Origin of the sequence: Actinoplanes sp. NPDC051470 (assembly GCF_040682035.1) — a bacterium.
Lineage (GTDB): Bacteria > Actinomycetota > Actinomycetes > Mycobacteriales > Micromonosporaceae > Actinoplanes.
The window spans coordinates 185,888-198,749 of record NZ_JBFBAA010000001.1; the positions used below are offsets into that span (position 1 = coordinate 185,888).

The window sequence follows — 12,862 nt, forward strand, 5'->3', positions numbered from 1 at the left end:
TGCCCTTCTGGCCCTCGCCTGCGGCGCCGTAGGCAGGCGCCGGCATCTGCCGCTCGGTGCAGTCGGTCATGACTAGTCCCCACCCTCGACCCGCAACACGCTGGCGATGGACCGAACGATATCGAGCTTGCCCAGCTCAGCAACCGTCGCGGCCAGGTTCGCGTCCGGCGCGCCGTGGGTGACGATCACCAGTTGCGCGTCCTCGGAGCGGCCCGACTGCCGGACCGTGGCGATCGACACCTCGTGCCGCGCGAAGACGCCGGCCACCGCGGCCAGCACGCCCGGGCGCTCGGCCACGTCGAGGCTGATGTGGTAGCGCGTCACGGCTTCGCCGATGGGGCGGATCGGGAGCTTCGCGTACGCCGATTCGCTCGGCGCCCGGGTGCCGGTGAGCCGGTTGCGCGCCGCCGCGACGATGTCGCCCAGCACGGCGCTGGCGGTCGGGGTGCCCCCGGCGCCGCGGCCGTAGAACATCAGCTGACCGGCCGCCTCGGCCTCGACGAACACCGCGTTGAACGCGTCGCCCACGCTGGCCAGCGGGTGTGACCGGGGGATCATCGCCGGGTGCACCCGCACGCTGACCGATTCGTGGCCGGTCGAGTCGGGGCCGCGCTGGGCGATGCACAGCAGCTTGATCGTGCAGCCCATGGCCTTGGCGCTGGCCATGTCGCCGGCGGTCACCGCGGTCATGCCCTCGCGGAACACGTCGGCCGCGGTGACCCGGGTGTGGAAGGCCAGGGAGGCGAGGATGGCGGCCTTGGCGGCGGCGTCGAAACCCTCGACGTCGGCGGTCGGGTCGGCTTCGGCGTACCCCAGCTCGGTGGCCTCTTCCAACGCCTCGCTGAAGCCGGCCCCGCTCTCGTCCATGGACGACAGGATGAAGTTGGTGGTGCCGTTGACGATGCCGGTGACCCGGGTCACCCGGTCGCCGTGCAGGGACTCGCGCAGGGGCCGGAGCAGCGGGATCGCCCCCGCGACGGACGCCTCGTAGTAGAGGTCGGCGTTGCCCTCGGCGGCCGCGTCGTGCAGCGCCGCGCCCTCTTCCGCGAGCAGCGCCTTGTTGGCCGTCACCACGCTCTTGCCCGCGCGCAACGCCTCGGTCAGCCAGGTGCGGGCCGGCTCGATGCCGCCCACCACCTCGATCACGATGTCGACGTCGTCGCGCTTGACCAGGCCCAGCGCGTCGGTGGTGAAGAGATCCTTGGGTACGTCGCCGCGCTCACGGCCGGGGCGGCGGACCGCGATGCCGGCGATCTCGAGGGTCGCGCCGATCCGCGCGGTCAGGTCGTCGGCCTGATCGTGCAGCAGCCGGACGACCTCGGAGCCGACCGTGCCACAGCCGAGCAGCGCGAGTTTCACAGACCTCATCCAACATCCAATGCGAGCAGATCTTCCTCGGTCTCCCGGCGGACGATCACCCGCGCGGCGCCGGACCGGACCGCGACCACCGGCGGGCGCGGCACGTGGTTGTAGTTGCTGGCCATGCTCCGGCAGTACGCGCCGGTGCCGGGCACGGCGAGAAGATCTCCGGGCTGCACGTCGGCGGGCAGGAATTCATCCTTCACGACGATGTCCCCGGACTCACAATGCTTTCCCACCACGCGGGCGAGCAGCGGCTCGGCCCCGCTCTTCCGCGAGGCCAGGGTGGCGCTGTACGAGGCGTCGTAGAGCGCGGTCCGGATGTTGTCGCTCATCCCGCCGTCGACGCTCACGTACGTCCGGATCCCGTCGACGTCCTTGACCGTGCCCACCTCGTACAGCGTGATCACCGCCGGGCCGACGATCGCGCGCCCCGGCTCGACCGAGAGCTTGGGCTTGGCCAGCGAGGCCAGCTCGCACTCGCTCTCGACGATCTTGTTGATCCGCTTGGCCAGATCGCCGGCCGGGGACGGATCGTCCTGCGTGGTGTACGCGATGCCGAAGCCGCCGCCCAGGTCGAGCTCGGGCAGTTCGACGCCGCGCGCGTCGCGGATCCGGGCCTGGAGTTCCAGCACCCGGCGGGCCGCCACCTCGAAGCCGCTGGTGTCGAAGATCTGCGAGCCGATGTGCGAGTGGAGCCCGCGGAGATCGAGCACGTCCTCGTCGATGATCTTGGTGACGGCAGCGAACGCGTCCCCGCCGGCCAGCGAGAAGCCGAACTTCTGGTCCTCGTGGGCGGTGGCGATGAACTCATGGGTGTGCGCCTCGACGCCGACGGTGACGCGTACGAGAACAGCTTGCCTTCGGCCCGATCGCCTGGATATCTCGCTCAGGCGGTCGATCTCCTGGAACGAGTCGACGATGATCCGGCCGACGCCCGCGTCCACCGCTCGCCGCAACTCCCGCGTCGACTTGTTGTTGCCGTGGAAGCCCATGCGCTCCGGCGGGAAGCCCGCGGCCAGCGCCACGGCCAGCTCCCCACCCGTGCACACGTCAAGAAAGAGGCCCTCCTCGGCGACCACCTTGACCACCGCCTTGCACAGGAAGGACTTGCCCGCGTAGTAGACGTCGGCGTCGCTGAAGGCGTCCTTGAAGTCGCGGCAGCGGGCCCGCAGATCGTCCTCGTCCAGCAGGTAGGCCGGGGTGCCGTGCTCGGTCGCCAGCTCGCGCACGCTCACGCCGCCGATGGTCAGATCGCCGGCCTCGGCGCGGGTCACCGTCCGCGGCCAGAGCTCCGGCACGAGGGCGTTCACATTCTCGGGGGTACGCAGCCACGCCGGCCCCCGGGTGCCCAGGTCACCGTGCAGGGCACCCGCCTCATGCGCTCTCACGCCTTACATCCTTTCCGGTGCGCTGACGCCCAGCAGCCCCAAACCGTTCGCGATCACCGTACGAGTGGCGTCGTTCAGCCACAGGCGGGCGCGGTTGCCGTCGCCGATCGGCTCGTCGCCCTTGGGCAGCACCCGGCAGGCCGGCTCGTCGTAGAACCGGTGGTAGGCGCCGGCGATCTTCTCCAGCAGGCGGGCCACGTGGTGTGGTTCACGCAGCTCGGCCGCCCGGCTGACGGTGTCGGGGTACTCGCCCAGCGCCTTGAGGAGGTCGTTCTCCTTGTCGTTGGTGAGCAGATCGGCGTGGAACGCGTCCGGCTCGCCGCGGGTCAGGTCGACCGCCGCGGCCTGCCGGGCCACGCTCGCCGTGCGGGCGGCGACGTACTGCACGTAGTAGACCGGGTTCTCCCGGCTGGCCGACGTCCACAGGTCGACGTCGATGTCGATCGGGGAGTCGGAGGAGTAGCGGGCCAGCGCGTACCGCGTCGCGTCCACGCCCAGCGCCTCGACGAAGTCCTCCAGCGTGACCACGGTGCCGGCCCGCTTGCTCATCCGCACCGGCTCACCGTCGCGCACCAGGCTGACCAGCTGACCGATCAGGATCTCCAGGTTGACCGCCGGGTCGTCGCCGAAGCACGCCGACATCGCCCGCATCCGGCCGAGGTAACCGTGGTGGTCGGCGCCCAGCATGATCACCACGCGGTCGAAGCCGCGCTCGCGCTTGTCCAGGTAGTACGCGCAGTCGGCGGCGAAGTAGGTCCAGTCGCCGTCCGACTTGCGCAGCACCCGGTCCTTGTCGTCGCCGAAGTCGGTGGTGCGCAGCCAGGTCGCGCCGTCCGCCTCGAACGTGTGCCCCTGCGCGCGCAGCCGGTCCAGCGCGGTCTGCAACTCACCCCGGTCGTGCAGGTCCTTCTCGTTGAAGTACGTGTCGAAGCGCACGCCGAACTCGGTCAGCGACTGCTTGATCTCGGCGAACATCAGCTCGACGCCGCGCACCCGGAACGTCTCCAGGTCGGCGTCGGGCGCCTCGGCCTTGACCGTCGCCGCGATCTCGGCGATGTACTCGCCGCCGTACCCGTCCTCGGGCACCGGCTCGCCCGTCGCGGAGGCGTACAGCGACTTGGCGAAGCGGTCGATCTGTGAACCCGCGTCGTTGAAGTAGTACTCGGTGCCGACCTCGGCGCCCGCCGCGCGCAGCAGCCGGGCCAGGGCGTCGCCGACCGCGGCCCACCGGACCCCGCCGATGTGCACCGGGCCGGTCGGGTTGGCCGAGACGAACTCCAGGTTGATCCGCTGGCCGGCGAGGCGGGCGGTGTGGCCGTACTCGTCGCCCGCCAGCACGATGTCGCGGGCCAGCTGACCGGCGGCCGCGGCGTCGAGCCGGATGTTCAGGAAGCCCGGCCCGGCGATCTCCACCGACTTGATGCCCGGCTGCGCGCCCAGCTCGGCGGCGAGCGCCTGGGCCAGATCGCGGGGCGGCACTCCGACCTTCTTGCTGAGTTGCAGAGCCAGGGTCGAGGCATAATCGCCGTGCTCGGGGTTGCGGGGTCGCTCCACGGTCGTCGCGGCCGGCAGGGCGGCGAAATCCAGTCCCCGGGCAACGAATACGGCACGGGCAGCTGAGAGAACAGTGGCAGCGAGGTCGGCGGGAGTCACCGAGCCATGCTATCCGGGTAGACTTTCGTGCTTGGCGGCGTCCCGCTGGGTGGCGATCGACTTGCGGATGGATTGACGAGGCACGATGAGCATGAGCACCCCGGGTCCCGAGCGGGTCCCGTCCACGGTGAAGGTCGACAAGACCTCCGGCCAGGGCAAGCCCCCGACCGGCGCGAAGAAGGCGTCGGCCGGCAAGCCTGGCGGAACACGCCCGGGTGGCGCCAAGGGCGGCCCGAAGGGCAAAGGCCGTAAGCCGGTCACCCCGGTCAAGGTCGCCGGTGGGCGCAACTGGGGCCCGATCGTCGTCGCCGGCGTCGTCGTCCTGATCGCCGCGGGCATCATCGGGTACGGCGTGTACGCCGCCGCCAAGAGCAGCAACGAGGCGGGCACCCCGTGGGAGGAGCGCGCGGCCGGCATCGACGGCATCGTGAACTACCGCGATGACAAGGACGCCACCCTGCTCGCCCGCAACCACAAGGCGGGCGTCCAGCAATACAAGACGAGCCCTCCCGTCGGCGGCGACCACAACCCGCGCTGGGAGAACTGCATGGGCGACGTCTACGACCAGCCCATCCCCAACGAGCACGCCGTGCACAGCCTCGAGCACGGCGCCGTCTGGCTGACCTACAAGCAGGGCCTGCCCGCCGACCAGGTGGCCAAGCTCAAGGGCAAGATCGAGGGCCAGCCCTACTCGCTGATGAGCCCGATCGCCAACCTCGACAAGAACGTCTCCCTGCAGGCCTGGGGCTACCAGCTCAAACTCGACTCGGTCGACGACGCCCGCATCGACGCTTTCATCAAGGCCCTGCGCCAGAACGCCTCCGTCGAGCCCGGCGCGGTCTGCTCCGACGGCGTCAACGCGGTGGGTACGACGCCCCAGGACAGCTGATGACCGTCACCACATCGTCGCCCGGGGCGGCCGCTCCGGGCGACGTGGCCGAGCCACGCCAAGAGTTCCGCTTCGGCGTGGCCTGGCTGGCCACCCTGCTGATCGTCGGCCTGCTCCTCGGCGCCGGCGGCACGTTCCTGGCCACCCGCAAGGCCGGCGTGCCCGGCGACAGTTCGCCCGAGGCCGGCTTCCTGCGCGACATGAGCACCCACCACGCCCAGGCCGTCCAGATGGCGATGATCGCCCACGCCGGCACCACCGACCCCAACATCCTCAGCCTCAGCGCCGACATCGCCCTCACCCAGCACGGCCAGGTCGGCTACATGCAGGCCTGGCTGCGCGACTGGGGCCTGAGCCCGACCGGCTCCAAGCCGGCCATGAGCTGGATGCCCGGCGGCGCCGCCTCGGTCAAGAATGGCCTCATGCCCGGCATGGCCACCCCTGCCGAGATCGACCGACTCGGCAAGGCCACCGGTCAAGACCTGAACATCCAGTTCCTGACCCTGATGAGGTCACACCACCTGGGCGGCCTGCACATGGCCCAGGCCATCCTCGACCAGACCGACAACCCCGACGTCACCTGGCTGGCCGGCTCCATGGTCACCGGCCAGCAGAGCGACCTCAACCTGATCGACGACCTGCTCAAGAAGGCCCAGGCCACCAAGTAGCCAACCCGCCCGGGAGGTATCCGGTTGGTGGGTGTTCCTGGGTGCCTGCTAGGCTTCTGAGCGTTCCTGAGCCCCCGTAGCTCAGGGGATAGAGCGTCGCCCTCCGGAGGCGAAAGCGCAGGTTCGAATCCTGCCGGGGGCACCAGAGTTCAACAGGACTTCAGGGCCACTGACCAGTGACAACATGGTTGGTGGCCTTTGCTGTCGGTCTGACTACGTCCGGCCGTCACCGGCCCGCTACGGTGGTCTGTACCGAGGACGTACCGAAGATCGTCACGGCTCCAGCGCGCAATGGTGAAGAGATCTCTGGTGTCCAGGAACGTACAACGGGTCAGTGTGTTCATCAGGGCCATCGCGTCCTTGCCAAGTGAGCTTCCCGTACCAAGTCACACGGCACTCCCAGCGTGGAGGGCGGCATATGGTCTCCAGATAGATACATGCAACGCCACAGGCGCGTCGGCCTTCTGCAGCAACCCTTCAGTGTCACGTTCAAGCAACGGCTACGCCGGCAGATGAGACCACCGTGATCTGATACACAGGACGCTACCCGATAAGGAGAGTGCTTTGACCGACAGCCATGCCAGCTCGCGGGAAGATGAGATGGGCCTCAATGACGATCGGGATGTCGAGGAAACTGAGCCAACCCTTGATGATCAATACGGTGAAGATCCAATTGGGTTCTGGGAGAACCGCCAGAGAGACTTGGTAACCAGCGCTGTAGATTACAACCTCTTCTCCCTGTCAGGGCTCGTCAAGGGCAAGAAGATCGACCTATCGCCGAAGTACCAGCGTCGGAATCGCTGGACCGAAGCGCGCAAGTCCAAATTGATCGAGTCATTCCTAATGAATGTTCCGGTTCCGCCGATCTTCTTGAACGAAGACGAGTACGGGCGATATTCCGTTATCGACGGAAAGCAGCGACTCACGGCGATTAATGACTTCCTCAACGGTCGGTTTGCATTGGGAGGGCTCGAGGTTTTCTCAGAGTTGAACGGAAGTACTGTTGACGATCTACCCGGAACACTTCAAACGATTCTCGAGACTCGTGCCGCTATCAGAGCAATCATCATCTTGCGGCAGTCGGATCCTGATATCAAATACCAAGTATTCCAGCGCCTCAACACCGGGGGGATTCGCCTCAATCCCCAAGAGATTCGTAACAGCGCATGGCCAGGACACCTCAACGACATGATCTTGGACGAGTCTTCCTCCCATTTATTCCACTCGGCGCTTGGAGTAAAGGACAAGAGTAAGTCGGCCATTTATAAAGAGATGCGAGACGCCGAGTTCGTTTTGCGCTACTTCACGTTCCGCACTGACTGGGATACCTTCAGAGGCGGGATGGGTCGCCGCTTGGACGAATTTATGGCTACCAACCATTCCCTTCCGGTCGAAGAAGTCGAAAGCCTGAGGAACACCTTCAGATCAGCAGTTGAGAAGAGTGTCGCAGCTTTCGGCGATAACGCCTTCCGGCGGTGGATGCCCGAAAAAGGCAACTGGCGAAAGCCCGTGCTGGCCGCCGCCTACGACGCACAAATCTTCTCAGTCGGAGACTTCGAATTGGAGGCGCTCGCAGCTAAGCAGAGCGATTTAATTGCAGGAATCCAGGCATTGTTCAATGATCGCGATTTCCGAATCGCGATAGATTCTGCAACCAATACGCCATCCTACTTCCGCGATCGCATCCGGATGACGCGTGACATGATCGCTTCCGTTGTGAGTTGACGTGACTGCACTAGATGACCTTCGTAGCTCAATGAGTACGGTTCGCGCTCTGGCGGCTCTTGAATCGGCATATGATGATCCGCCGCTTCCGGTGGATCGTCCAGTCTGTTTCGGCCTGCGGGGTGCGTGCACCGTCTTGACGGTCGCTAGCTTTGAGTCCTTCCTTCGCGCACTGTTCGAAGAAGAGCTTGACAGGCTGAAGCGAGAACGAATTCCGTTGGTCCATTATGGCGACGGGCTAAGAACTGCCGCTATATACGCGTCCCTCGAACTCGCGATGAGGGGCGACCATCGGACGCGGGGCAGCGAAAAGAAGGACCGAGTTCTTGATGTCATATCGGCAGCAAGGGCCGTGGCGGCGGATACGTTCTTCCCGCGTGCGATGGCCTCTACGGAAAGCAACCCTGATGGCGACTGCGTAAAACGCATGTGCAAGGTCGTCGGCCTCACTGACATCTTCAGGAAGATCCAAGCCCCTTTCGAAGCGTTGTGGTCAAGTCCAGTATCATTGGACTACTGCAAGGAGAGGCTAGATGGACTTCTGATATCGAGGCACCAGGTCGCTCACAGCGCCGACGCCGCACACGTCCTACGCTCCGAATTACTGGATAACGCCCTGTTCGTGGAACACTTAGCAACCGTTCTTTCGGATGCCCTTCACTCCCATATTGACGGTCTAATAAAAACCGCCCGCGCTGGACTTGCCGCAGCGCCAACAACATAGGCCCAATTATCCACGCCCTTCAGTCTGCCATCACAGCACTTATCTGCTGTATTTGAACTAGCAACGCTCAATGAAGGCGCCATCTAGCCCCAAAGGCCGAGCCGCCATTAAGCTGTGGAGCGTGGCGTGCCCTCTAGGCCAGCGGTCACTGCCAACTAGCGGTGTGGCACGTTAATATGCCTCGCGCGTCGTGCCACTCGGCGAGCTGGCAGCCACCCGTCCTAGTCCAGCTAGAGCTGCCCGCTGGGACAGCTTAAGCAGCTGAGGCACATCACCTCGTCTTATGGCAACTCCGTACGGCCCTCAAACGAATATTGGAGGCGAGGGCAGGGCCGGTTCGTGCGCACTATCGCGGGTGCCGTACGCCGCTTCCACTCGGCGTCGCAGTTCAGCTTCTCCCCCAGCCAGACACTTCGCATAATTACGCCAAAGAACCTCTGGTGACTGGCCTGCCCATTCGGCGACCTGTGTTGGCGATATGCCTGCGTTGAGTTGCGTCGATACCGCTGCGTGCCGCAAGTCGTATGGCGTTCCGGCCAGAGGTGAGGCGGCGACATCTTGTGTGAACACGGCCGAGCGAGCTTTTCGCCAGATGCGGTTAATTGTCAGGATCGGAAGCTCGTTCTTGTTACGTTCGCCTACGAACAGCCGACCGCCCGGCCCGAGGCCAAAGTCCTTGATGTGCCGCCGGATTATCGTAGTCAGCGGTGGCGGGCAAGGCACCTCGCGGACCTCTCCAACCGCGCGCTGCTTAAGCTGGCGTGAATCGCGGTTCCTGCCGGTGTCTGTCCAGTGCTTGCCTGCGTGGGGATTCGCCTCCTCAAGGAGGAACTTGCCCCACTGGCCGTTCTGGTCAGGCAAGACGAGGTTTCGCGGAACGATGACCCCGGCGGCCTCTTCTGGGCGGAGCGCCGCGTAGTAGAGGCATGCGTAGTAGGCGACCAGCCGAGGGCCGATGCGGCCCTGCTCCCGAACACCCGCGAGAAGAGTCCGGACCTGCATGGGATTCGCGACCCTGCGACGATCGATGCCGCCGGAGACGATCCTCGGCGGTGTCCACTTCATCGCCGGCCACGGGTTGCTTGGCAAAGCCTTGATCTCGACTCCGTGCTCAAGCATCCCGGTGAAGATCTTCCGGCGACGCGTGACGACTGTCGGAGAGCCCTGCTTGCCGTCGAGCCGAAGTGTCATCCCGTCGAGGACCGCCCTCACGACGGCGGTGTCAGCAAGATCGGCCGCTGGACGCGTGTTGCGCTCGACCCACGAGAGAGCAGCGCGCACATCGGCCGGCATCGCGTCGCTGCCACGCGCGTTCGTATTGAACGCCCACCGCCGGAGAGTCGTACGGATCAGACGATCGTCAGGTCTGCCTCGCTTGGTGGTGAACAGGTGTGGCAGCGCGGCGGTCAGTGCCTCCGCGATCGTCTTGCGAGTCATCGCGGCCGACCGCGGCCACTTGAGATCCACGTACCTACACGCCAACTCGTAGCACGAGATCTGCGCGTCGACTCGGCTCATCAAGACCGGCAGGCCGGTGGCCACGTCGAACGCTTCGCCCTTGCGAGCTGCGCTGGTCAGGTCGGCCCGGAAGCTCACCGCGAGCGCCTTCTGCTTGAACGGCCGCTTCTTGAGCGGGAGCTTGCCGGCCACCTTCCACTGGACCCAATAGGTTGTGGTCGTCTTGCCCTTGTATACGTCGATCTCGTAGATCCGGACGTCGTATGTCGTGGCCACGCTAAGCCACCTCTTCCTCGTGCTCGTCGAGCCAGCGCTCGAATTCGGTTCGACGGATCCGCAGCTCGCCGTTCGGGAGCTTGATGCACTTGGGCGCCGAGCGTTTGGCTCGCCAGTCGTAGAAGGTTGATCTCGCGATATCCATCTCCGCGCAGAACTCCGCAACGGTCAGGTAAGCCCTGGCCGGCGCGTCGGCTCGTCCAGGACGGCGCCGGCGCAGCCGTTCCTGCGCCAGGTCGATGACCGGTTCGTTGTTGGCCTGATTGGTGGCCAAGGTCGTGCCTCCTTGAGTCGGTGTGCAGCGGCATCACTCACCAGGGCTTGGAGGCAGGCCAGGAGGAGCCCGCGGTACGGGCCGATATGGACTCCGCAGAATCCGCGCAATCCGCAGATTGGTGACGGGCACGGCGCTTCGCGGATTGTGCGGATTCCGCGGAGAGCGACGCGCGATCATGAGACCCGCCCGGCGCTGATCGGCTTCACGGTGCCGGCGGGCCGGATGACCTTCGGGTGGACGCGCCACGCCGGCGACGGCGCGCGTCCCGCACCCCGGCTCTCGGGCATCGGGGCAGCCGCGAGGTACCCGTGACCCGTCAGGAGGTTGAGGGCCGGATCGAGGTCCGCGGCCTTGCGGAACCGGCCGCGAGACAAGGCGCTGAACAGGTCGCGCTTGGTGAATCGCTCGGTCTGTGTCCGTTCGATCCAGCTCAGGACGTGCCGCGCATCGTCGACCACCGGATCGGCGCCCATATCGTCAAAGGCAGCCAACGCGTGATCAGCGAAGTAGGCGCCGAGCGTCGCGGCCCGATCGAAGGTCTCGGCACTGATCGCGCCGTACGGGCCGCGCTCGCCGAGGTGCACCAACCCGGCTATGCGCGCGATGGCCCCGGCGTACTTGCTGGCCCAGTCGACGATTTGCGCCCAGCTTCCCGAGGGCGCCAACCGGGGCTCAACGTCGCGCTCGATTGCCAGCATCCGCTCGTTGGCCTCTGCCGTCAGCGGCAAGACGACCGGCTCAGGCCGGTCGGCCAGGTCCAGGACGAGAACGCTCAGGTTCTCGGCGTACGCGTCGGCGACCGCACCGGGGATCGGATCGGCGCCGACGCGCCGGCGCCCGACGGTGTTCTCCGGAACGGAGAAGAGAATCCGGGCGAGTAGCCCTTTGCCGCGGAACCCTGGCATCTGCGCGATGTCGCGCAACACCTCCGGTTGCACCGCAAGGCCGAGGGTCAGCGCGGGTCGGTCCACGTGCTCGGCCGGCCGGGAGCGGCGGTCGACGCGGAGCATGTCGCCGGCATGGCCTTTGAGGAAGACTTCGAGGTTCGGCGCACCGGAGTAGCGCCCGGCGAGCGTGGCGAAGATGCCGCCTTCCGGGGAGAGCACGGCCAGCCGGCCGCCCTGCTCGGCGAGCAGGGACGCGGCCTGTTCGCTGGTGACGTCGTCCGCGATCAGGCGCGGCAGCGGCGGCACGATGATGGACTCGGCGGTCATCGCCGCAGCGGCGGCCTCGGCGAGCAGCCGATCTCGCCCAGCCGTATCGGTGGCGGCAGCCGCAGCGTTCGCGGCGCGGTCGGCGGCCTTCGCGGCGACGCGGAGCGCCAGCTCGGCCTCAACGATCGCGGGTCGCGTGCGCTCGATGAGCGCGGCCTCGGCTGCGAGCAGGGGCCGAATCAGGGCGGTGAAGACGGCCGACTTACGCGATCCGGGCGGCAGGACCACGACCGTGAACAGGTTCGCCGGTTCCCTCCACGAGCCGCGTATCTCGACCTCGGCCCGACCGCCGGCCGCCGTGGACAACACGGCGAGCGCGATGCACCCGGCCAGATCCGGCGGAGTCTGGGTGAACTCGGCGACGGCACCGACCATCTCCGCCAGCCAGCCCGGGAGCGCGTAGACCGGAAAGGGCCGCGGAGCGGTGCGCGCGGTCAGCGGGATCGGCGTCGGCCAGGCCGGTGAGGGTGCGGTGGTGAGGAGAGCGCGACCGGCCGCGAGCACGTCGTGCGTGTCGGCGTTGCTGCTCGCGAGTTGGACGAGGCGGTCACCCAGGACGGCAACCTCGCGGCGCCGCGCTTGCTCGGCGACGATCCGGGCGTAGTGCCTGGCGTTCGCCGTGGCGGGCACGGCCGCAACCAGCGTGTGCAGGTACGGCACCCCGCCGAGCCGACGCAGCGATCCGGCGACGGCGAGGTGGGCGGCGACGGCGATCGGGTCTCCTGGCGCTCCCGCGGCATGCAGGCCGACGAGGATGCGCCACAGCTCTGTGTGTGCCGGGCGGTAGAAGTCTTCGGGCTGCACGATGTCGGAGAGGTCTGCGACGAGGTTCGGGGCGAGCAGGGCGGAGCCGATGACGGCACGCTCGGCAGCCTCGTCGTGCGGCGGGGTGCGGGTCACGGTGTGGAGGTCCTGTCGGTTCGGGGAGGTGGGCCGCTCATCGGGTGCCGTCGTGGTAGAGCCGGCTGATCTCGTTGAAGAGGTGACGGCCGAACCGGATGCGGATGCGGACGCCGTCGCACCGGCGGCACGGACGGCTCCGAAAGCCGCGCCTGGTGCCTCGGATTCCAGATCCCGAGCACCGCCGGCAGGTCCGAAAGGGCTGGGCAGCACACACGGCTGCGTAGCAAAGAGTGACGGCGATCAGGGCGGGACAGAGCAAGCTAGCGGCGAGGCGAGCGGCGTCCATGTAGGGCCTCCGGGGCGGTTTGGGGCGCGTTCGGCCAAG

10 protein-coding genes and 1 tRNA gene are annotated in these 12,862 nt (G+C 66.8%); 5 read left to right on the top strand and 6 right to left on the bottom strand.

Annotated features, from left to right (window positions below):
- Positions 1 to 72: 72 nt before the first annotated feature.
- Genes AB0M54_RS00875 through argS form a run of 3 tightly spaced genes read right to left on the bottom strand, consistent with a single transcriptional unit; the run spans position 73 to position 4,403 of the window.
- A complete protein-coding gene (locus AB0M54_RS00875) occupies positions 73 to 1,368 on the bottom strand; it encodes a homoserine dehydrogenase (protein ID WP_364314833.1) in 1,296 nt (431 codons plus the stop codon).
- Complete coding sequence (gene lysA, locus AB0M54_RS00880) at positions 1,365 to 2,750, bottom strand: diaminopimelate decarboxylase (protein WP_364468387.1); 1,386 nt, start codon at positions 2,748 to 2,750, stop codon at positions 1,365 to 1,367. The genes AB0M54_RS00875 and lysA overlap by 4 nt, the downstream gene beginning before the upstream one ends.
- Positions 2,751 to 2,753: 3 nt before the next feature.
- Positions 2,754 to 4,403: an arginine--tRNA ligase gene (argS, locus tag AB0M54_RS00885; protein WP_364468390.1), complete on the bottom strand. Its 1,650-nt coding sequence runs from the start codon at positions 4,401 to 4,403 to the stop codon at positions 2,754 to 2,756.
- An 85-nt stretch (positions 4,404 to 4,488) separates the two neighbouring features.
- Between argS and AB0M54_RS00890 the strand changes: the two genes are divergently transcribed.
- From AB0M54_RS00890 to AB0M54_RS00910, 5 genes are all read left to right on the top strand, one after another.
- The gene (locus AB0M54_RS00890; protein ID WP_364314825.1) at positions 4,489 to 5,292 is read left to right on the top strand and encodes a DUF3105 domain-containing protein; all 804 of its coding nucleotides are present in this window, start codon (positions 4,489 to 4,491) and stop codon (positions 5,290 to 5,292) included.
- A complete protein-coding gene (locus AB0M54_RS00895; protein WP_364468392.1) occupies positions 5,292 to 5,960 on the top strand; it encodes a DUF305 domain-containing protein in 669 nt (222 codons plus the stop codon). Before AB0M54_RS00890 ends, AB0M54_RS00895 begins: the two co-directional genes overlap by 1 nt.
- A 70-nt stretch (positions 5,961 to 6,030) precedes the next feature.
- A tRNA-Arg gene (locus AB0M54_RS00900) sits at positions 6,031 to 6,105 on the top strand.
- A 419-nt stretch (positions 6,106 to 6,524) separates the two neighbouring features.
- On the top strand, positions 6,525 to 7,685 hold the full coding sequence (locus AB0M54_RS00905; RefSeq protein ID WP_364468394.1) for a DUF262 domain-containing protein: 1,161 nt from the start codon (positions 6,525 to 6,527) through the stop codon (positions 7,683 to 7,685).
- 31 nt (positions 7,686 to 7,716) lie between these two features.
- Positions 7,717 to 8,409 (top strand): HEPN domain-containing protein, encoded by a 693-nt coding sequence (locus AB0M54_RS00910; protein WP_364468396.1) that lies wholly within the window; start codon positions 7,717 to 7,719, stop codon positions 8,407 to 8,409.
- A 303-nt stretch (positions 8,410 to 8,712) separates the two neighbouring features.
- On the opposite strand, the gene AB0M54_RS00915 is transcribed toward AB0M54_RS00910, so the two are convergent.
- From AB0M54_RS00915 to AB0M54_RS00925, 3 genes are all read right to left on the bottom strand, one after another.
- Positions 8,713 to 10,143 carry an integrase gene (locus tag AB0M54_RS00915; RefSeq protein ID WP_364468398.1) on the bottom strand — a complete coding sequence of 477 codons (1,431 nt, stop codon included), beginning with the start codon at positions 10,141 to 10,143 and terminating at the stop codon, positions 8,713 to 8,715.
- 1 nt (position 10,144) lies between these two features.
- Entirely contained in the window at positions 10,145 to 10,417 is a 273-nt protein-coding gene (locus AB0M54_RS00920) for a helix-turn-helix domain-containing protein (RefSeq protein WP_364468400.1), read from the bottom strand.
- 176 nt (positions 10,418 to 10,593) lie between these two features.
- Positions 10,594 to 12,534 carry a DUF3987 domain-containing protein gene (locus tag AB0M54_RS00925; protein WP_364468402.1) on the bottom strand — a complete coding sequence of 647 codons (1,941 nt, stop codon included), beginning with the start codon at positions 12,532 to 12,534 and terminating at the stop codon, positions 10,594 to 10,596.
- Positions 12,535 to 12,862: the final 328 nt, after the last annotated feature.